The sequence below is a fragment of the Bacillus sp. 3103sda1 genome, assembly GCF_024159135.1.
GTDB classification, from domain to species: Bacteria; Bacillota; Bacilli; order Bacillales; family Bacillaceae_G; genus Bacillus_A; species Bacillus_A rhizoplanae.
The window spans coordinates 3916334-3937767 of record NZ_JAMYWS010000001.1 but is presented as its reverse complement, the minus strand read 5'-3'; the positions used below and the strand labels follow the sequence as shown (position 1 = coordinate 3937767).

Sequence of the window (21434 nt, the reverse complement as noted above, 5' to 3'; positions counted from 1 at the left end):
ATTTCTCATGAAAATATGCAAAAGATAACGGATTTGGTTTAAGAGTAAAAAAAGAGAAATTTCTCTCAGTGAGAGGGTGAAGAAAACCCCACTGATGGAAATTTCTCTTTGTTAATGAAGATTTAATTTTAAAATAAAGTTAGTGTATAGCACTTATTCCTGTATTTGTTTGTCTTCCCAAGCTTCAAATGAAAACGGAATTCCAACCATTTTAGCAGTCAACTCATCGTACGATACTAAATCTTTTTTTGACAATTCTTTTAATGAGCGTTTTCCCATTGCTCTTAATGCCATTTTTATTTCTTCTACACTTGCGGTTAAAAACTTTTCAGCAGATTTTACTCCATCTTCGACATTAAATTGATCTTTAAATTTCCCGTTGTACCAAACAGCTTGTGTCGGTGGCTCAAAAGGAAGTGCATTGAAGGATTGAGTATGTGAGAGAGAAAATAACATTGCAGAGCCAAGATACACGGCATCAGCGCCGAGTGCGAGCACCTTCAAAAAATGTCCAGGGACTAAAAGTCCTCCGGAGACAATTAAGCTTATTTCTCCTTTCTTATTTCTTTTTTCTAAATGATTCACAGCACGAACGACTGCATGCAATGTTGGAATACCAAAATCATCGCATAAAATAGGTGGAGCCTCTTTCATCGCTGCCTGTCCTCCATCAATCGCGATAAAATCAACACCTTGGTCAATTAAATGATCAATATCTTCTTCAATCTTTCCGCCTGCCCCTATTTTCACACCAATGGGGACACCGCCAGATAAACTCCTTAGTTCCTCAACTAGTTCTTTTATATCCCTTAATGTTTGATTTTCAAAAAAATGTTCAAAAATCACAGCATCCTCATTTTCCTTAAGTCCCATCACTTCGCGAGCACGACCTGTTAAATCTTTAGGATCGATTTTCTGGCCCATCCCGGCTAGTGCCCCTTGACCAAGTTTAATTTCGATCATGTTAGCACGCTTAATCACTTCTTTTTCCTTTGCCCATGCTGTTTTCGAAAACTGTAAAATATACTTCCCGGCTGTGTCTAACTCTTCAGGCAAGATTCCTCCTTCACCAGAATTAATCGCTGTTCCTGCATTTTTAGCTGCTTCTACTAACGAAAGCCTTGCTTGTTCACTAAGCCCTATCCCATAGCCCATCCCACTAATCATTAGAGGGATTTGAACTTCCAGTGGTTTTTTTGCTTTTGGTCCAATGGTTATTTTTAGATCAATTTCTTCTTCAACATCAATTGGAAATGGTGTCGTTTGTGCAGGAATAAAGGTTATCGGATCCAAGTGTGGCCATTTTTTGGAAGATCCAGCAAGTGGTCGCTGAAGGACGCTGCCTGTTTCTGCGCGCAAGCTATTTTCCAGCATATTTTGAATGCCCATATGCCTTAGAGTTGGTATCAACTCTGTAATATTTTCTTGATAATTATCGGTTAAAATAATTTTTCCGTACTTCTTCACCGTTAGTTCTATGATCCAACGCCAACCAATAAATAGGAATAATAATAGAACAAATACAATGGACAACATTGCAAACGCTATATAAATAAAAATGTTCGGCATATTCACTTCTCCGCTATAAATTAAATAGTTGTTATTATCATTATTCCTCAAAGAGCGATAATTATCATTTGATATGAAACACTGCACGGAAAAATATAACAATAAAGTTGTTTAAGCCTAAAGGCTATTCAGCGATTGCGGCTAATTGTTGAATAGCAAACTTCATACAATTACTATTAGGTAATTAGTCTTTTTTCGAATTAACGTTCCTTGTTATTATTTCAGATATTATTGTATCTTGTAACTCTACATTCTCTAGTTTTTTTTATAGAAAAAAAATAAAATATACCTCCGATCATCCAGTAAGGCTCCCAGAGTACCAATCTCCAGAAGGTGGAATATCTATCTAATTCAAGGTTTAAAACACCAATTGCACTCAAGGATATTGTTATGAAATTGAACAAACCGTATAAAAAAAGTAAAAGTCCACAAATTTTTATTATGAGATAGAGCGACTTTTGAATCCGAGAATTTCCCCATTTCATTAACAACATGATGAGCAATACTACTCCGAGCAATTTTATGAATCCAGTTATCCAAACGATTGCTATAAACGATGGTGTTGGATGTAATGCCATTTCATAAATTGCACCTCCTAGGGATCTAACACCAAACATGCCCCCCGCTGCCCAATAGAAACTCAAGCCAGAAAATAGTAGTGACCATATCACTCCTAAATACAAAAAATACTTATTGGTTTCCATAAAAATGGCTCCTCGTATTAAAATAACAATGCTCTTTTATCCCATTTTGAAGCATTATACTTGGCCACTTTCTTCTTTTAAAGAATGATAGAACGCTGTAGTAACAGATAAAAATTTCTCTTTCTCTTCTAAAAAGGGATAATGATTGCTGTGTTCAAAAGAAATAAAAGAAGAGTTTCGTATGCCTTGATGTATTTGTAGGGAAGAGGCAATGGGACATTGAACATCGTGTTTTCCACAAATGATTAACGTTTTTGTTGTTACGCTAGAAAGGTGTTCTCTTAAATCAAAGCTACGAAATTCTTTTGAAAAATAGTTCATACGGCTTGCGGCCATCGTCTTATGAATAGGTTTTGAAAAGTATGTTTCATATTGCTCTGGATGGTATAAAGATAGCTTCGCACGCTTGACTGATAAGGCATTTCTTTCTTCTTTTGTAAGATGTGGTAGTTTCAAATCTTCAATCAGTTGCTGCATATATGCAAACTGCGGATGATCCGGATGATAAATGCAGTCTTTTGTTTTTGTGTAATCGCTGGCAGCAGCGCCAACTACTACTAAAGATTGTAATGACTGCGGATGGTTTATCGCGTACATTAGTCCAAGCATGCCGCCGGTAGAGTGTCCTGCGAAATGCCATGATGAAATGCGGAGCGCTTCACGAATTGCTTCTAGGTCTTCAACTGTTTCTTCCATACTTAATTCTTCTTCTTTACAAGTAGTTACTGAATGACCTGCATCTTTTAGGTTGATTAATATAACTTGATGTGATGATGTAAAGCTATCGGCAAAGTAATCTCCTGTTTCATTAAACTGTGAATATAGGTGTGTTACACAGAGAGGTTCTCCGTTTCCTTTTGAAAATAGTTCAAAAGTACCACGCTTTGTATGGATGAGTTGTTGTGTCCACATAAAAAATCACCCTTCATAAAAAAGAATAGGAGCAAATCTCCTATTCTTTTATTTAATATAATGCCTTTTTTGTATTACTCCGAATAATTTCAAGAGACTTTGCCACGGTTAATGCGTTTTTTTCTTCGATTTCTGGTTTTCGAGGGATAGGATTATACATGTTGTTAGGGTCTTCCCATGTGAGGGGAAGTTCAGTTGTTGCTTGTCCTTTCCAAGCTTCAATCCATTCTGGAGGGAGATAACCTGAGATGTTCTGGATGTTATTCATTTCGAGCCAAATGAGTGCCCAAGCTCTTGGAACGACGCGCCACATATCATAGCCGCCGCCACCGACTGCAATCCAGCGACCATTGCAATATTCATGAGCAATTTCATGAGCAAGCCTCGGGATTTCACGGTAAATTTGTATCGTTGAACAAAGATGTGTTAGAGGATCATAGTAATGAGCATCCGCTCCGTTTTGCGTTAAAATAATATCTGGTTTGAAATAATCGGCGACTTCACGAATGACAGTGCGATACGCATGTATAAATGAATCATCTTCTGTAAAAGCATCAAGAGGAACGTTAAAAGAATAGCTGTATCCATTGCCTTGACCACGCTCGTTTACAGCACCTGTTCCTGGAAATAAGTAACGCCCTGTTTCATGTAAGGAAATTGTGCATACGTTAGGATCATCATAAAAGGACCACTGTACACCATCACCGTGATGAGCGTCTGTATCAATGTATAAAACACGAAGACCATATTTTTGCTGCATATACTTAATAGCAATCGAGCTGTCATTATAAATACAAAAGCCAGATGCTTTGCCGCGAAAGCCGTGATGTAAGCCGCCTCCTAAATTTAGAGCATGTTCTGCTTTTCCTTCAAGGATTGCATCGACCGCAGTTAATGTCCCCCCAACAAGAAGGGCGCTTGCTTCATGCATATTGGCAAACATTGGCGTATCTTCTGTTCCAAGACCATAAGACATTGCAATTGATTTTTCTAGCGTTCCTTCTCCAGCACGTTTTACCGCATTTATGTATTCCTCTGTATGAATTAAAGCAATTTCTTCATCTGTTGCGATTCGTGGTGGAATGACTTGTGAAGGGTGTATGAATCCTCCTTTTTGAAGCAAATCATATGTCAGCTTTACACGAAGCTGATTAAAAGGATGATCAGGACTAAAGGAATAGCCCTGATAATCTTCTGAGTAAATGAATACATTTTTCATGTTCCCATCCCCGCGATATTCGGCCATAACACACGGTAGCCTTTTTGTTCTAGTTCTTCAATTGCTTTAAGAGGATTCATTGTTTGAATGCGGAAAACAAGAACTTTGTCGCTCTCTTCTTTTGCTGGATAGACGAGAACACTTACAATGTTAATTTTCAGTTCACTAAAAACAGCAACAACTTTTCCGAGAATACCAGGTTCATTTTTTATTTGAATTTCAATTTGTGAACTTGGTTGATGAGCACCTGTTAATTTGACGAGCGTATGCAGTACAGTCGATTCTGAAATAATACCGACAAGCTTACCGCTTTTTGTAACAGGAAGACAGCCAATTTTATTTTCGAAAAATAACGTGGCGATTTCTTCAACGAAGTCAAGAGGATGACATGTCATAACGGGATGTTTCATAATACGTTCAACTGGCTCGTTAAGAGCATCCTTTGAAACGTGTTCATCAAGAATAGATGGACTTGCATCTCGAACGTCACGGTCGGAGATAATCCCAACGACTTCATATTTTTCATTTACAACTGGAATGTGACGGATGCTTTTTGCTGCTAATGTTCGTAAAGCTGTTTCAATCGTGTCGTTTGGGCGCAGCGCTGTTACATTTTGATTCATAATTTCTTCAACAATCATGATGTAATCCTCCCTTTTAGTACATGAAACGATTCTGGAAGCGTAAGCGGTCAAACTTTTGAATGGATTGTGTATCAACGCGTTTTCCGATGCGAACCATTAAGCAGTTTGCTGGATGCGAACAAATTTCAGGGTCATCCGTTGCCATCCATTCAAGTCCACCAGCATTCATCATTTTTTCCATTACTTTTCGATATTCCCAAACATTTAAGCCGGTTTGTTTTAAATCCCAGTGCCAATAATACTCAGTTGTTAAAATAATATAATCTTCCATATGATCATCCATCATGGAAACTTCTAATAAATTCTTTCCGACAGCACATCCGCGAAAATCTGATGCAACCTCAATGGCACCAAGTTCGATTAAATCGTCCATTTTCCCTTCAGACCATCTCTCAAGCGGATCGGGATATAAATATGTTACATAGCCAACAATCGTTTGTTCATGACGAGCAATAATGATGCGGGCTTCCGGTAACTTAGAAATTTCGACAATTGCTTTATATTGCTGGTCGGCAGGTCGAAAGGCAACTAAATCAGGATGAAACTCATACATTTCTAAATTATGCGTTTTGACAGGACCTTCAATAACTAAAGTTCCTTTCGGCGTTTTCAAGTTTCTTACGTTGTATACCTTACTATGAATCAATTTTAGGCTCACCACCTTCAGGGCTTTGTGAATCTACTATCTATTTTCATACTACTGTACTCAGTATGCGATGTGAATCGAAATTTGTCAGTAAAAATTTGTGCGAAATTTGTAAAAAATACTGAAAATTATAAAAAATATATTTATAATAAAAATACATGGAGTACATAGAAGGGGGATGTAAAGAATGAAAGTAGAAACGCTTCCAGTAATTAAAGGTGAAAATAATTTGTTAAATTATGATGAAGCATATCAAAATTTTAATTGGGAAGAAGTAAATCAAAACTTTTCTTGGCATGAAACTGGGCGAGTAAATATAGCTTATGAAGCAATTGATCGACATGCTAAATCCCACCGAAAAAATAAAGTAGCATTGTATTATCAAGATGGCGAGAGAAAAGAGAAATATACATTTAAAGAAATGATGGAGTTTTCGAATAAAGCAGGGAATGTCTTAAAGAATTTTGGGGACGTCGAAAAAGGCGATCGCGTCTTTATTTTTATGCCTCGTTCACCGGAATTGTATTTTACTTTACTTGGTGCTGTAAAGCTAGGAGCAATCGTCGGACCATTATTTGAAGCTTTCATGGAAGCGGCTGTTTGCGACCGCTTAGTGGATAGTGAAGCAAAAGTGCTTGTGACAACGCCAGAATTGTTAGAGCGCATACCTCTTAATGATTTACCAGCATTAAAAACGGTATTTGTCGTTGGTGAAAATGTAGAAGAAGGCGGTAAAATTACAGCGTTTAACCCACTTTTTGAAAAAGCTTCTAATAAATTGAATATTGAATGGCTTGGAAGAGAAGATGGACTTATTTTACATTATACGTCTGGTTCTACAGGGAAACCAAAAGGCGTGTTGCACGTTCAAAATGCAATGGTTCAGCATTATCAAACAGCAAAATGGGTGCTAGATTTAAAAGAAGACGACGTATACTGGTGCACAGCTGATCCAGGCTGGGTAACAGGAACTGCCTATGGTATATTTGCACCGTGGTTAGTTGGGGCGTCGAACGTTATTGTAGGAGGACGCTTTAGTCCAGAGGCATGGTATGAAGCGTTGCAAGATTATGGTGTAACGGTTTGGTATAGTGCTCCGACAGCATTCCGCATGCTAATGGGTGCTGGTAACGATACGCTTAAAAAGTATGATTTATCACAGCTACGCCACGTGTTAAGTGTTGGTGAGCCGTTAAATCCAGAAGTAATTCGTTGGGGAATGAACGTATTTGGTCTTCGCATTCATGATACATGGTGGATGACAGAAACAGGAGGACAAGTTATTTGTAACTATCCTTGTATGGAAATTCGTCCAGGATCGATGGGAAAACCAATTCCAGGCGTGAAGGCAGCAATTGTTGATAATGAAGGAAATGAAGTGCCGCCATATACGATGGGGAACTTAGCGATTGCGAAAGGTTGGCCATCGATGATGCGTGCTGTTTGGAATAACCCGCAAAAATATGAGTCTTATTTTATGCCAGGAGACTGGTATGTATCAGGTGACTCTGCGTATATGGATGAAGATGGCTACTTTTGGTTCCAAGGGCGTATTGATGATGTTATTATGACGTCAGGTGAGCGCGTTGGTCCATTTGAAGTAGAAAGTAAATTAATCGAGCACGCTGCTGTAGCTGAAGCTGGTGTAATTGGTATTCCGGATCCAGTACGCGGAGAAATTATTAAAGCGTTTATCGCACTGCGCGCAGGATATGAAGCGTCCGATGAATTAAAAGAAGATATTCGTCAATTTGTGAAAAAAGGATTAGCTGCTCATGCGGCTCCTCGTCAAATTGAGTTCCGTGATAAATTACCGAAAACGAGAAGCGGTAAAATTATGCGCCGTGTATTAAAGGCTTGGGAGTTAAACTTGCCAACAGGAGACTTGTCTACGATGGAAGATTAAGTAAGAAAGGTCTGAACTACATTTGGTTCAGGCCTTTCTTGTTTAGAGTATAGTGAAATTGTGTTCAAATTGTTTAGTGTTACATATAACTTATTGTAATATGGAAAATGCAACAGAGGATGCAAGAAGGTTAATACAATGGGATAAAGAAAAGATTTAACCTGTGGAGGGATGTTAATGACGCAATATTATCTTTTTGTTGCTATGTCAATTTTTCTTATTATTTTGCCAGGACCTGATACGGGATTAGTAACTCAGAATACAATACTGCAGGGAAAACAAGGCGGAATGAAAACTGTTTTTGGTATTCTATGTGGTTTAAGTATTCATACGTTAGCGGCTGTACTTGGGATTTCTGCAATTCTTGTTAAATCGGCATTTTTATTTTCTATTTTTAAGTATATTGGTGCTATTTATCTTATTTATTTAGGATGCGTATCATTATGGTCTATACGGAAGAAAGGAAAACAAACGGAGGATATTACAGTTAAAAATAAGTATCAGGGTGCTCCTTGCTTCCGGCAAGGTTTTCTTACTAATTTGTTAAATCCAAAAGTAGCTATTTTCTTTTTAACATTTTTACCACAATTTATACAGCATGATGGAAATATGTTTTTTCAACTTTTTATTATGGGAATGACATATACAGTTTTAACCTTTCTATGGTTTATACTCTATATTTATTTAATCAATGCAATTCGGACATGGATGAAAAAGCCGTCTACAGAGCGGGCTATTCAAGGTATAAGCGGTTTTGTACTTGTGGCATTTGGTATTAAATTAGCGCTGGAAAAACGACCGTAGTTATTTTCATAAGTAAAGCTCATTTGACATGCATATACAATTGATGGTATAAAAGAAAATATATAAATAATCGAGCGTGGAAAGGGAACAGTAGTGATCATTTCCCTGTTTTAGAGAGCTGATGGTCGGTGGAAATCAGCACATAAATGATCGTGAATTACACCTCTGGAGCATCTTTCTTCGATTGGATTTCATCCGAAAGGGGAAAGACGGTGATAAGCCGTTATGTGAATGAAGTGGCAGGTTTTTTGCCTGCAACTAGGGTGGTAACGCGATGAGTAAAATCGTCCCTTATTGAAGGGGCGATTTTTTTATGTTTTTAAAATCCGCGCAAAAACTATTTCTAAAGGAGTGAATTTGATGAACATTTTACAAGATCTTGAGTTCCGTGGTTTGATTAATCAACAAACGGATGCAGAAGGTTTACAAGAGTTGCTAGAGAAAGAAAGTGTGAAATTATACTGTGGCTTTGATCCGACAGCTGACAGTTTACATATTGGTCATATGCTTCCAATTTTAATACTGCGTCGCTTCCAACAAGCGGGACACCAACCAATCGCACTTGTTGGCGGAGGTACAGGTTTAATTGGTGATCCAAGTGGTAAAAAAGCAGAGCGTACATTAAATGAGAAAGAAACAGTTGCCTTTTTCAGTGAGCGCATTAAAGAGCAGCTTTCTAGCTTCTTAGATTTTGAAAAAGCAGGTAATCCAGCGATTATCGCAAACAACTATGATTGGATTGGTTCTTTAGATTTAATCACATTCTTACGCGATATCGGTAAAAACTTTGGCTTAAACTACATGTTAGCGAAAGATACAGTTGCATCTCGTTTAGAAACAGGTATCTCATTTACAGAGTTTAGCTACATGATTTTACAATCATACGATTTCTTAAACTTATACCAAACATACGGCTGTAAATTACAAATTGGTGGTAGTGACCAATGGGGGAACATTACAGCTGGTCTTGAATTAATCCGTAAATCAGAAGAAGATGCGAAGGCGTTTGGATTAACAGTACCGCTTGTAACGAAATCTGACGGTACAAAGTTTGGTAAAACAGAAGGCGGCGCAGTTTGGTTAGACCCAGAAAAAACAACGCCATACGAGTTCTACCAATTCTGGATTAATACAGATGATCGCGATGTTGTTAAATACTTAAAATACTTCACATTCTTATCTCATGAAGAGATTCTTGAATTAGAAAAACAAGTAGCAGAAGCGCCGGAAAAACGTGAAGCACAAAAAGCATTAGCTTCTGAAATGACAAAACTTGTTCACGGCGAAGCAGCATTAGAGCAAGCAATCAAAATTTCAGCAGCACTATTTAGCGGTTCTGTTGCAGAATTAACAGCAGCAGAAATCGAACAAGGCTTTAAGGATGTACCATCTGTGGAGCGTAACACAGAAGATGCATTACTAGTGGATGTACTTGTAGAAAGTAAAATTTCACCATCAAAACGTCAAGCGCGTGAAGACATTACAAATGGCGCGGTTTATGTGAATGGTGAACGTACACAAGAGTTAGACTACACGGTAACAGAAAAAGACCGCATTGAAGGCAAATTTACAATCATTCGCCGCGGTAAGAAAAAATATTTCTTAATTCGTTACTAATATGCGAAAAAGCGTAAGAATCCTTACGCTTTTTGCATTTTAAAGGAGAGGAGTTAATATTTTGGATATTCAGAAATTCTTTGAAGATTATATTTTAAACCCAGAAAAATTAATGAGCTTTGGGGGAACTATCCTAAGAATTATTATTATTTTTATTGTTGCAAAAGTGGTTATTCGCGTAACTTGTGTAGGAATTGAACAAATTTTTAAGATGAGCAGCAAAGCGCCTGTTCGCACGAATGAAAGACGTGAGGCGACATTAACGAAGCTTTGTCAAAATATTGTTCATTATGTTGTGTATTTCATGGTAGTTGTGACGGTTTTAGACACAGTAGGAATCGATATTAAAGCACTTCTTGCTGGAGTGAGTGTTGCCGGTTTAGCAATTGGTTTTGGTGCACAAAACTTAGTAAAAGACATTGTAACAGGATTCTTTATTATTTTTGAAGATCAATTTTCAGTTGGCGATAAAGTGAAAATTAATGATATCGATGGTATTGTCGAAGAAGTAGGGCTTCGTACGACGCAGCTAGTTGCAGAAGAAGGGGAGATTTACTTCATTCCAAATAGCTCAATTACAAAAGTTGTGAACTACTCTTTAGGGGAAAAGCGTAAAGAAATAGCGTAAGAGAATATATAAGACTTCGGTATGTGATACCGGAGTCTTTTTTGTTCAAAAATTTTCCGTATGTTCACTTCAAGTTCATAACAAGTATGTATGATGTAAGTATCATAAGTGATAGAAAAAAGGAGCTTAACTATATGTCACTAGAAGCATTAATTATCTTTTCGTTACTGAACGCAGGACAGTTAGCAGAAAATGAAAAAACTCACTTACAAAAGAATCAAAGTGAACAACATGTTTATGTAGAGAAACAAGAACGTAATGAAACCATGAATATAAAGCTTAAATAAGAAATTTTATACAACGAAAAAAGCCAATCCAAAAGGATTGGCTTTTCATCATTAACGAGAGTAGAACTCTACGATTAACGCTTCGTTGATTTCAGCAGCTAATTCAGCGCGCTCTGGTAAGCGAGTGAAAGTAGCTTCTAATTTGTCAGCATCGAAAGTTAAGTACTCAGGTACGAAGTTGTTAACTTCGATAGCTTCTTTAACTACAGCTAGGTTCTGAGATTTTTCGCGAACGCTGATTGTTTGGCCTGGTTTAACGCGGTAAGATGGGATATCAACGCGAGCGCCATCTACCATGATGTGGCCGTGGTTTACTAATTGACGAGCAGCGCGACGAGTGCGAGTTAAGCCCATGCGGTAAACTAGGTTATCAAGGCGAGCTTCAAGAAGGATCATGAAGTTTTCACCGTGTTTACCCATCATTTTACCAGCTTGGTCAAATGTGCGACGGAATTGACGCTCAGTCATGCCGTACATGTGACGAAGTTTTTGTTTTTCTTGTAATTGTAAACCGTATTCTGAAAGTTTCTTACGTTGGTTAGGACCGTGTGGACCTGGTGCGTAAGGGCGTTTTTCTAATTCTTTACCTGTGCCGCTTAGAGAGATTCCAAGACGACGAGAAAGTTTCCAAGATGGACCTGTATAACGAGCCATGAATGACTCCTCCTTTAGATGTTTTTATTTTTGTAAAATAAAAACAGACGTAATTGACATTTATGCGTATTTCATTTTCATGTACCCTCGCTCCAGCAGCAGGGAGTTACACGATACACCTCTTCGTGAGGAACAAAATACAAACAATAAACTCACATTACAAGGCTGCCTTTTTATTTTACACAAAGGCTATTATATCTGTTTATTAGGAGGGAGTCAAGAATATCAATTTTTATTTTATACATATAAATTTTGGAAAAATGCAAGAAGGAATTTTATGAATGCTCATGGAAAGGATAGCAACAGATAGAAAACGCTTACATAGTATGGAGTATAAGGGGGATGTTTGTATGAAAAAGAAACATATCGAAACGACGTTAGTCCATCACGGGTATGATGCTGCGCAGTATAAAGGGAGTTTAACACCTCCGTTATTTCAAACATCTACGTATACATTTGAAACAGCCCAGCAAGGGGAAGCGAGTTTTGCTGGATATGATTCAGCTTACATTTATTCTAGACTTGGCAATCCAACAGTCGAGTTATTTGAAGAAAGAATGGCAGCTTTAGAAGAAGGGGCAGCTGCGCTTGCATTTGGCTCTGGAATGGCAGCTATTTCAGGGACGCTTTTAGCCTTTTTAAAAGCGGGAGATCATATTGTTTGTTCTAACGGATTATACGGTTGTACGTATGGATTTTTAGAAGTATTAGAGGAGAAATTTGCAATTACGCATACATTATGTGAGATGGAAACAGAAGCAGAGATTACAAGTAGTATTCAACCGAATACGAAGATCATTTTTGTAGAAACACCAATTAATCCAACGATGAAACTTATTGATTTAGAACTTGTTGTAAAAGTAGCAAAGCAGCATGGGCTTCTCGTTATTGTTGATAATACGTTTTGTTCACCATATTTACAAAGACCGCTTACATTAGGCTGCGATGTTGTTTTGCACAGTGCGACAAAATATATTGGCGGTCATGGTGATGTTGTCGCGGGTGTTACGATTTGTAAAACAAAAGAGCTTGCAGAAAAAATTCGTCCGATTCGCAAAGATGTTGGAGGAATTATGTCACCATTTGATGCATGGCTGCTTTTGCGCGGTTTAAAAACATTAGCAGTGCGGATGGATCGCCACTCTGAAAATGCAGAAAAAATTGCTGCTTTTCTGAGAAATCATGAATTAGTAGAAGATGTATGGTATCCGGAAGGGATGCTTGCAAATAAACAAATGAAGCGCGGCGGTGGAGTGCTGTCGTTTACAGTAAAAGGTGGAAAAGAAGAGGCACAGGCTTTGATGGATAACTTAAAGTTAATTGCAATTGCAGTTAGCCTTGGTGATACAGAAACGTTAATTCAGCATCCAGCAACGATGACACATGCGGTTATTCCAAAACATATTCGTGAGCAGATGGGTATTTATGATAATTTACTACGCTTATCCGCAGGACTTGAGGCGTGGGAAGATGTCGTAGTAGATTTAGCACAAGCGCTGCAAAAAGAAAAAACGGCTCTATCTTAAGAGCCGTTTTTTTTATATATGGTTTAATAAAGTTTCTACAAATTTCTCTAAATATGTTTGATCGATTTCATCAAAACGACCTTTATTTGGGCTATCGATGTCTAGTACGCCAATGACTTCACCGTTTTTGATAAGTGGTACAACAATTTCTGAATTAGAAGCTGCATCACAGGCTATATGTCCAGGGAACTGATGAACATCAGCGACAAGTTGCGTCGTTTTTGTTTCCGCTGCTGCGCCGCATACACCACGGCCAAATGGGATACGAACGCAAGCTGGTAATCCTTGAAATGGTCCAAGTACAAGCTGATTCCCTTCCGTTACATAAAAGCCCACCCAGTTAATATCTTGTAAAAACACATTGAGTAAAGCAGATGCATTTGCTAAGTTAGCTACTACATTTGTCTCACCTGTTAATAATGCATCGAGCTGTTTGATTACTGTTTCGTATTGCTCCTCGCGTGTACCTGTATATCCTTCTGATGTAAACATAAAAACGCCGCCCTTTCTCTAGTGAAATGTAAAATTATTGCAAAATAAGCTATAATTCGCATGACTTTGTCGATAGAAAATTAAAGGAATTTGTCCTAAAAGTCAAGAAATTTACATAAAAGTGAAACTTTCATCAGTAGAGAAGGGCGTCCGCCGTTGATGGCTAGTTGAACCAACGGGCTCTTACTGCTTGCTAAGGAATAAAAGCTGTTCTACGAAAGGGAGTGAGTAAGTATATGACACAGGCGAGACAGAAGATTATCGATGCGGCAATTTCGCTATTTTATGCGAAAGGATATAATGGTACATCGGTGCGTGATATAGCAAAACAAGCAAATGTCAATGCTGCCAATATTTCGTATTATTTTGCTGGAAAACAAGGATTGCTGGAACAGTTAGTGTCAGACTTTTTAGAGGGGTACTTACGTGTAATTGAAATGCCATTTGAACAGCGGAATTTTTTGTCTTCAAAAGAAGTATTATTTCAGATGGTACGCAATATTTTACAATATCAATTTGAGCGAAGAGAACTTACTCGTTTCTTTTACAGAGAACTTTCATTAGATAGCACATTAATTCGAGAAGTAATGACGATTTACTTTTCAAAAGAGAGATATTATGTGGAACAACTTATTAGAAAAGGTCAGGAAAATAAAGAATTTCAAAAAATATCCTTCACGATGTTTATGACGCAGCTGAAGGGGATGATTAGTATGCCATATTTATATCCGCAATATATATCGGAAGTGCTGCATTCATTTCCGTCAGAAGTGTTTTTTATTGAAATGTATATAAAGGAAGTAGAGCAGTGGATAGAGAAAACTCTTTGTATAGAGCATTCGCATTATCGTCTGCCGAGAGCGGCTTATGTATAAAGAAAATCGAAAAACATAAAAACAGCTTGTTACCAGTATATATGGGAACGAGCTGTTTTTATGTTTACTTCCTAATGAAATAGTATCTTCTTTTTTGCATTCTTATATAGTAGTATGTCAATGAGATGGTAATAGTACTTACTTTATCCCGCATTAACGGGCAGTAAGATCCCTACCTCAAGATAGAAGAGAAATACTGTTTTTAGCAATTATAACTTTTGGTTAGAGGTGTAACCATAATGAATTTGGAGGTAGTAAATTCTTTCGTTAAATTTTTCTAAAAACTAGGCCAAAAACATATGATTACATGGTATGATTAGTACATTGACAGTTGTTAAATATAGGGGATTTTCCTTTTCTTACATAACGCCTTCCATTTCAAAAAACGGAACGGACAAAAAACAAGATAAATAGGAGGCTTTTGAATGGATTCAATTTTAACGATCGTTATCATCGTAGTAAGCTCTATTTTGCTCTTCCTCATAGTAGAGCTTGTGATGAGAAATCGTTTATATAAAGATATCGAGGCATTGCAGCAATGGCAACAAGAAATTAAGGATAAGCCCGTTGCAGATGAACTAAAGAGAGTAAAAGAGTTAAATATGACCGGACAAACAGAAGAACTGTTTGAGAAGTGGCGAAATGAATGGGATGAAATTGTTGCTAATATTCTTCCGAAAGCAGAAAAAGAATTAGAAAGCGCTCAAAAGCTTGCCGCGCAATTTTCCTTCCGAAAAGCAAAACATATCATGAATGAATCCATTAGCAGTTTAGATGAAGCAGACCATCGGATTACTGATATATTAAATGAATTGCAAGAGCTGTTGGAAAGCTACGAGAAAAACAATTCAGAAATTGAACAGTTACGTGATACATACCGGAACATGAAAAAGAGTGTGCTTGCTCATCGCCATATGTTTGGCTCAGCAGAACAGAAAATTGAAGAGTTACTCGATGTAGAGTCTAAGAAATTTCAAACGTTTGAAGAAGCAACGCAAAATGGAGATTATTTAAAAGCGCGTGAAATTGTTAGGAGTTTAGAAGAAGGGTTATCAAATTTAGAACTAATTGTGCATGAAGTGCCTGATCTATTAGTAGAATGTCAAGCGACCTTACCAGTACAATTAGAAGACTTAACACAAGGTCACGACGATATGAAAAAGCAAGGCTATGTATTAAATCATTTGGAAATCCCAAAAGAAGTAAGAGAGATGAACAAACAACTGCAAACATGTCTTGCGGATTTAGAATATCTACATGTGTTGGAAGCAAAAGAAAAAATCGATGTTTTAAAAACGCAGCTCGATACGTTATACGAACAATTGGAATTAGAAGTGAGAGCGAAATATTATGTTGAGCAACAGACAGCAACTGTATACGAAGATTTAGAAACAATTCGAGAGCAGGCGTTGGAAACAAAAGCAGAAACACAATTTGTGAAGCAAAGTTATCAGCTGCAAGATAAAGATATCGAATCACAAAAAGTAATTGAAAAACAAATGCATATTTTGATGAAGCGTTTTGAAGTATTACAACTTCGTATTGCAGAGCAAGATATTGCATTCTCTGTCATTCGAGAAGATTTAGAGGAAATTTACGAGCAATGTGAAACATTGAAAGCACTTCACGCTGAGTACAAGGATATGTTACAAACAATGCGTAAAGATGAATTTGAAGCACGTGAAGCGTTACGAGAAATGCGCCATACAATGATGGAATCAAAACGTATAATGCAAAAATCAAATTTACCAGGTTTGCCAGATAGCCTCATGGTTGATCTGCAAAACGGCCAACGTGCGATGCAAAGTGTGTATGAGCAGCTGGAATTAAAACCGCTGAATATGGGCGTGGTAAATGGTACGTTAGAAGAAGCAGTAGCTATTGTAAATGGTGTATATGAAGCAACGCAAGAATTAATTGAGCAAGCATATTTAGTAGAGAAACTAATTCAGTATGGTAATCGTTATCGCAGTCATGATGATATGCTGGCGCGAAGTTTAGATAACGCAGAGCGATTATTTCGTGAATATGAATACGACGCAGCTCTTGAACAAGCAGCTTCTGTATTAGAACAAATTGAGCCAGGTGTTGTCCAAAAGATTGCTGAATTTGTTGACGTAGAACAAACTCCTTAATATGTATTAAGGGGTTTGTTTTTTTTGATTCAAATAACTTTTGTATGCGTGATGATGCAATATTGCTATAATGAATAGCAGAATATGGAGCGTTTTTTAGTTAAAAGTAGAAAAGCATACTTCCGCTTTAATGACGGAAACTATGAGCATGCTTAGCGTAAACGCATGAATTTATGATATGATTGTGTGATGTGATATCGCTGAAAGGGGAAGAACGATGATCTATTTTGATAATAGTGCGACGACAAAACCATACCCGGAAGCCTTGCAATCTTATGTAACAGTTGCAGGAAAATATTTTGGAAATCCTTCTTCTATTCATTCTCTTGGGGGAGAATCAGAGCGTTTATTAACGCAATCACGTGCGATTGCAGCTCAGCTTCTTCATGTAAAGCCTTCAGAAATTATCTTTACGTCTGGAGGAACAGAAGGGAATAACCTTGCAATTAAGGGGATTGCGATGAGAAATCGCTCCCGCGGCAAGCATATGATTACAACAAATATTGAACACGCTTCTGTGTCTGAATCATATAAACAACTAGAAAATCTTGGTTTTGACGTTACATATTTACCTGTAAATGAAAATGGTGTTGTATCGGTAGAAGATGTAAAACGTGCTCTTCGAGAGGATACAATTCTTGTTTCCATGATTCACGTTAATAACGAAACAGGAGCGATTCAGCCTGTTGGTGAAATTGGAAAGTTGTTAGTGGACTATCCGAAAGTACGATTCCATGTGGATCATGTGCAAGGAATTGGAAAAGTACCACTTGACTTTTATGAAAATCATATCGACCTTTGCACGATTTCTGGGCATAAGTTCCATAGTGTAAAAGGAACAGGGCTTTTATATGTTCGTGATGGCGTTAGACTTGATTCAGTTTTATCAGGTGGTGGACAAGAGTTGCGTTACCGTTCTGGTACAGAAAACTTGCCGGGAATTGTTGCAATGATAAAAGCTTTGCGAATGACATTAGAAAAGCAGTCAGAGAATATCATACATCTTCAAACATTAAAAAAAGAACTCGTTCATGTTTTTAATGATATGGAGGATGTTACAATTAATACGCCGAATGACCATACGGCACCGCATATTTTAAACGTATCATTTGTAGGATTAAAGCCAGAGGTTGTTGTACATGCCTTAGAAGAACGTGATGTGTATGTATCGACAAAGTCTGCTTGTTCTTCAAAAGCAAACGAAATCAGCCATGTTTTACTGGCGATGGGCTTGCCGCATGCAGTAGCAGCAAGTGCGATTCGCATGAGTCTAGCGCCGGAAAATACGATGGAAGAAGTAAAACAATTTGAAGGAATTGTAAAAGAAACATTGCCAAAATTATATGAAGTGATGAGGTAAGGAAAGATGATGACATACGAATATATTTTAGTTCGTTACGGCGAAATGACAACAAAAGGAAAGAACCGTTCTAAATTTGTAAGTACGTTGAAGGATAACGTAAAACATAAGTTGAAGAAATTTACAAACTTAAAAATTGATGCGACGCATGATCGGATGTATATTCAATTAAATGGTGAAAATCATGAAGCGGTTGCGGAGAAGTTAAAAGATGTGTTTGGTATTCATAAATTTAACTTGGCTATGAAAGTGCCAACAGATTTAGAAGAAATTAAAAAAGGTGCACTCGCTGCTTTCCTGCAAGTAAAGCGTGAAGTAAAAACATTTAAAATTACGGTTCATCGTTCTTATAAGCATTTTCCGATGCAAACGATGGAATTGCTTCCAGAAATCGGCGGGCATATTTTACAAAATACAGAGGATATTACAGTAGATGTTCATAATCCAGATGTAAATATCCGTGTTGAAATTAGAAGTGGTTATAGCTATATTATGTGCGATGAGCGCATGGGAGCTGGCGGTCTTCCAGTTGGTGTTGGAGGAAAAGTTATGCTTCTTCTTTCTGGTGGTATTGATAGCCCAGTTGCTGCTTACTTAACAATGAAACGCGGCGTATCAGTGGAAGCTGTCCATTTCCATAGTCCGCCATTTACAAGTGAGCGCGCGAAGCAAAAAGTTATTGACTTAGCCCAAGAGTTAACGAAGTATTGTAAACGTGTAACACTTCATCTCGTACCGTTTACAGAAGTGCAAAAAACAATTAATAAAGAAATTCCATCTAGCTATTCGATGACAATTATGCGCCGTATGATGATGCGCATTGCAGAGCGTATTGCAGAAGAGCGTAACGCGCTTGCTCTTACAACAGGGGAAAGCCTTGGTCAAGTAGCGAGTCAAACATTAGATAGTATGCACACGATTAACGAAGTGACAAATTATCCAATTATCCGTCCACTTATTGCGATGGATAAGCTAGAAATTATTAAAATTGCAAATCAAATCGGTACGTATGACATTTCGATTCGTCCGTATGAAGATTGTTGTACAGTATTTACTCCAGCAAGTCCAACAACAAAACCGAAGCGTGAAAAAGCAAATAAATTTGAATCATACTATGATTTTACGCCGCTTATTGAAGAAGCAGTTGCCAATACAGAGAAAATGGTATTACAAACAGTAGAAGTAGCAGAAGAAGAACAATTTGAAGATTTATTTTAAAACCATAAATTACCATTAAAAGATATGTATGAAGCCATATGGTTTATCACACTCTATACTCACAAGGAGGTGATACCATATGGCAAACAATAATACAAATCAATTAGCAGTTCCTGGTGCACAAGCTGCTTTAGATCAAATGAAATATGAAATCGCTCAAGAGTTCGGTGTACAACTTGGACCAGATGCAACATCTCGTGCTAACGGATCTGTTGGTGGAGAAATTACAAAACGTTTAGTTGCAATGGCTGAACAACAATTAGGTGGTTTTCAACGATAACAACCATATATAGTGGCTTAGAGAGAGCGGGATTCCCCGCTCTTTCTTTTTTTGTTGTTTTTTGTAAAAAAATAAGAGAAAACATCTACTATTGTAGCCAACTGGTCAAAATATAAACCGATTTGTCAAAAGAAGATAATTTTAAATTGACAGAAAATTCTTTACCATCGACAGAAAACTCTTTATTATTGACAGAAAATTCTTTATTATTAAAAGGAAGTCGTATATTGTAAAGGGGGAAGCGTATGAGACATGTGAGCCGCGAAGAGTTATTAGCACCGCCGACGTATAACTTAGTAGAAGAGATGGAGCGTCATGCAAAGCACCCAAATAAGCTTGCGCTTATTTGGCAAGATGATCAAGGCAATAAAAAGAAAGTAACATATGGGGAATTGTTACAAGGGGCAAATAAAATTGGAAACGCTTTTATTAAAAGTGGTCTGCAAAAAGGGGACAAGCTTCTAATTATGATGCCTCGTCTTATTGAAACATATATGACGTATATTGCCGCAATTAAAGCGGGATTTGTTGTCATTCCAAGTTCAGAAATGCTGCGTAAAAAAGATATTGAATACCGCATTGCCCATGGAGAAGTAAAAGCGATTGTGAGTTATGAGCCGTATGTTAGACAATTCGACGGAATCGAATCCATGAATTCGCTTTATAAATTTGTATTAAGTGAAGAACCGCTAGACGGTTGGAACAATATAAGAGAAGCGCTTGAAACAGAGAGTGATGTACTAAAAATAGCAGAGACAAATTGTGATGATATGGTGTTTTTATCATATACATCTGGAACGACAGGTAATCCAAAAGGTGTTGTACATACACATGCTTGGGCGTATGCTCATCTTCGTACGAGCGCTGCAAATTGGTTAGCGATCGAAGAAAATGATGTTGTATGGGCAACAGCAAGTCCAGGGTGGCAAAAGTGGGTTTGGAGTCCTTTTCTTGCAACACTTGGTTCAGGTGCAACGGGATTTGTGTATCACGGGAAATTTGACCCGACAACATATTTACAATTATTAAGTGATAATAAAGTAAATGTGTTGTGCTGTACGCCGACTGAATATCGCTTAATGGCAAAAATAGACAACTTGCAGCAATATGACTTGTCTTCCTTGCATAGTGCTGTTTCAGCAGGAGAGCCATTGAACAGAGAGGTTATTGATACGTTCCGAAATTATTTTCATGTAACGGTTCGTGATGGTTATGGCCAAACAGAAAATACATTACTTGTTGGTGTATTAAAAGGAATGGAAACAAAGCCTGGTTCGATGGGGAAACCAACGCCAGGTAATCAAGTTGATATTGTTGATGAAGATGGTAAACCAGTTCTTCCGGGAGAAGTAGGAGATATTGCGGTACATATCAAAACACCAGCATTATTTAAGGAGTACTATAAAGACCCGGAACGTACAACTATGCAATTTCGCGGTGATTATTATATTACAGGTGATCAGGCGAAAAAGGATGAAGATGGCTACTTCTGGTTTGAAGGGCGAGGCGATGATATTATTATTAGTTCTGGTTACACAATTGGACCGTTTGAAGTGGAAGATGCACTTGTGAAGCATCCATACGTAAGAGAATGTGCTGTTGTGGCAAGTCCAGACGAAATAAGAGGGAATGTCGTAAAAGCCTTTATTGTTTTACAAGAGGGGATAGAGGAACAAGATGAAATGTTAATTCCACTTCTGCAAGAGCATGTAAAAGAATTAACAGCACCTTACAAATACCCGCGGAAGATTGAATTTGTGAAAGAACTTCCAAAAACAATTTCCGGTAAAATTCGCCGCATTGAACTGCGAAAGCGTGAAATGGAAATAGCTTCGAAGTAAAGTGAAACTTCCATCAGTGGGGGGGCTTTATCCCCCACTGATGGAAAGCTCTCACCAATCGGACTTTTACGGACAGTTATCCCCCACCTATTTTCTTTGAGTCTTGAGGTAGGGGTT

At 37.7% G+C, this 21434-nt stretch carries 20 protein-coding genes and 1 other annotated feature; of the genes, 12 read left to right on the top strand and 8 right to left on the bottom strand.

The features are described from left to right. Positions 1-153: 153 nt before the first annotated feature. The 6 genes from NKR74_RS19760 to NKR74_RS19735 all read right to left on the bottom strand — a co-directional run bounded on the left by NKR74_RS19760 (position 154) and on the right by NKR74_RS19735 (position 5694). The gene (locus NKR74_RS19760) at positions 154-1569 is read right to left on the bottom strand and encodes an FMN-binding glutamate synthase family protein (protein WP_253630578.1); all 1416 of its coding nucleotides are present in this window, start codon (positions 1567-1569) and stop codon (positions 154-156) included. Positions 1570-1790: 221 nt separating this feature from the next. Next, positions 1791-2273 (bottom strand): DUF3995 domain-containing protein, encoded by a 483-nt coding sequence (locus NKR74_RS19755; RefSeq protein WP_253630577.1) that lies wholly within the window; start codon positions 2271-2273, stop codon positions 1791-1793. 54 nt (positions 2274-2327) lie between these two features. Continuing rightward, positions 2328-3185, bottom strand: coding sequence for an alpha/beta fold hydrolase (locus NKR74_RS19750; protein ID WP_253630576.1), 858 nt, complete (start codon positions 3183-3185; stop codon positions 2328-2330). A gap of 52 nt (positions 3186-3237) precedes the next feature. Continuing rightward, a complete protein-coding gene (locus NKR74_RS19745) occupies positions 3238-4404 on the bottom strand; it encodes an acetoin utilization protein AcuC (protein WP_253630575.1) in 1167 nt (388 codons plus the stop codon). Beyond that, entirely contained in the window at positions 4401-5045 is a 645-nt protein-coding gene (locus NKR74_RS19740) for an acetoin utilization AcuB family protein (protein ID WP_098305451.1), read from the bottom strand. Before NKR74_RS19740 ends, NKR74_RS19745 begins: the two co-directional genes overlap by 4 nt. A 16-nt stretch (positions 5046-5061) precedes the next feature. Then, positions 5062-5694: a GNAT family N-acetyltransferase gene (locus tag NKR74_RS19735; protein WP_098305449.1), complete on the bottom strand. Its 633-nt coding sequence runs from the start codon at positions 5692-5694 to the stop codon at positions 5062-5064. A gap of 187 nt (positions 5695-5881) precedes the next feature. Here NKR74_RS19735 and acsA point away from each other — a divergent pair, with 187 nt between their 5' ends. From acsA to NKR74_RS19710, 5 genes are all read left to right on the top strand, one after another. Beyond that, positions 5882-7600 (top strand): acetate--CoA ligase, encoded by a 1719-nt coding sequence (gene acsA, locus NKR74_RS19730; protein ID WP_253630574.1) that lies wholly within the window; start codon positions 5882-5884, stop codon positions 7598-7600. Positions 7601-7777: 177 nt separating this feature from the next. Next, positions 7778-8404 carry a LysE family translocator gene (locus tag NKR74_RS19725; protein ID WP_253630573.1) on the top strand — a complete coding sequence of 209 codons (627 nt, stop codon included), beginning with the start codon at positions 7778-7780 and terminating at the stop codon, positions 8402-8404. 68 nt (positions 8405-8472) lie between these two features. After that, positions 8473-8699, top strand: a binding site (T-box leader). 65 nt (positions 8700-8764) lie between these two features. Next, positions 8765-10021: a tyrosine--tRNA ligase gene (gene tyrS / locus NKR74_RS19720; RefSeq protein WP_098305443.1), complete on the top strand. Its 1257-nt coding sequence runs from the start codon at positions 8765-8767 to the stop codon at positions 10019-10021. 61 nt (positions 10022-10082) lie between these two features. Then, positions 10083-10649 carry a mechanosensitive ion channel family protein gene (locus NKR74_RS19715; protein ID WP_098305441.1) on the top strand — a complete coding sequence of 189 codons (567 nt, stop codon included), beginning with the start codon at positions 10083-10085 and terminating at the stop codon, positions 10647-10649. Between the two features lie 134 nt (positions 10650-10783). After that, positions 10784-10936 (top strand): transporter, encoded by a 153-nt coding sequence (locus NKR74_RS19710; protein WP_253630572.1) that lies wholly within the window; start codon positions 10784-10786, stop codon positions 10934-10936. Between the two features lie 51 nt (positions 10937-10987). On the opposite strand, the gene rpsD is transcribed toward NKR74_RS19710, so the two are convergent. Next, positions 10988-11590: a 30S ribosomal protein S4 gene (rpsD, locus tag NKR74_RS19705; protein ID WP_098305437.1), complete on the bottom strand. Its 603-nt coding sequence runs from the start codon at positions 11588-11590 to the stop codon at positions 10988-10990. Positions 11591-11940: 350 nt separating this feature from the next. On the opposite strand from rpsD, the gene megL reads away from it, so the two are divergent. Then, positions 11941-13116, top strand: coding sequence for a methionine gamma-lyase (megL, locus tag NKR74_RS19700; RefSeq protein ID WP_098305435.1), 1176 nt, complete (start codon positions 11941-11943; stop codon positions 13114-13116). A 12-nt stretch (positions 13117-13128) separates the two neighbouring features. On the opposite strand, the gene NKR74_RS19695 is transcribed toward megL, so the two are convergent. Beyond that, positions 13129-13608 carry a GAF domain-containing protein gene (locus tag NKR74_RS19695; RefSeq protein WP_253630571.1) on the bottom strand — a complete coding sequence of 160 codons (480 nt, stop codon included), beginning with the start codon at positions 13606-13608 and terminating at the stop codon, positions 13129-13131. A gap of 236 nt (positions 13609-13844) precedes the next feature. Here NKR74_RS19695 and refZ point away from each other — a divergent pair, with 236 nt between their 5' ends. From refZ to mbcS, 6 genes are all read left to right on the top strand, one after another. Further along, positions 13845-14483, top strand: coding sequence for a forespore capture DNA-binding protein RefZ (refZ, locus tag NKR74_RS19690; RefSeq protein WP_098305431.1), 639 nt, complete (start codon positions 13845-13847; stop codon positions 14481-14483). Positions 14484-14908: 425 nt separating this feature from the next. Continuing rightward, a complete protein-coding gene (gene ezrA / locus NKR74_RS19685) occupies positions 14909-16618 on the top strand; it encodes a septation ring formation regulator EzrA (protein WP_253630570.1) in 1710 nt (569 codons plus the stop codon). A gap of 217 nt (positions 16619-16835) precedes the next feature. Next, a complete protein-coding gene (locus tag NKR74_RS19680; RefSeq protein WP_253630569.1) occupies positions 16836-17978 on the top strand; it encodes a cysteine desulfurase family protein in 1143 nt (380 codons plus the stop codon). A gap of 6 nt (positions 17979-17984) precedes the next feature. Continuing rightward, complete coding sequence (thiI, locus tag NKR74_RS19675) at positions 17985-19196, top strand: tRNA uracil 4-sulfurtransferase ThiI (RefSeq protein WP_253630568.1); 1212 nt, start codon at positions 17985-17987, stop codon at positions 19194-19196. Between the two features lie 79 nt (positions 19197-19275). Beyond that, entirely contained in the window at positions 19276-19476 is a 201-nt protein-coding gene (locus tag NKR74_RS19670; RefSeq protein WP_253630567.1) for an alpha/beta-type small acid-soluble spore protein, read from the top strand. A gap of 254 nt (positions 19477-19730) precedes the next feature. Beyond that, on the top strand, positions 19731-21317 hold the full coding sequence (gene mbcS / locus NKR74_RS19665; RefSeq protein WP_253631185.1) for an acyl-CoA synthetase MbcS: 1587 nt from the start codon (positions 19731-19733) through the stop codon (positions 21315-21317). Positions 21318-21434: the final 117 nt, after the last annotated feature.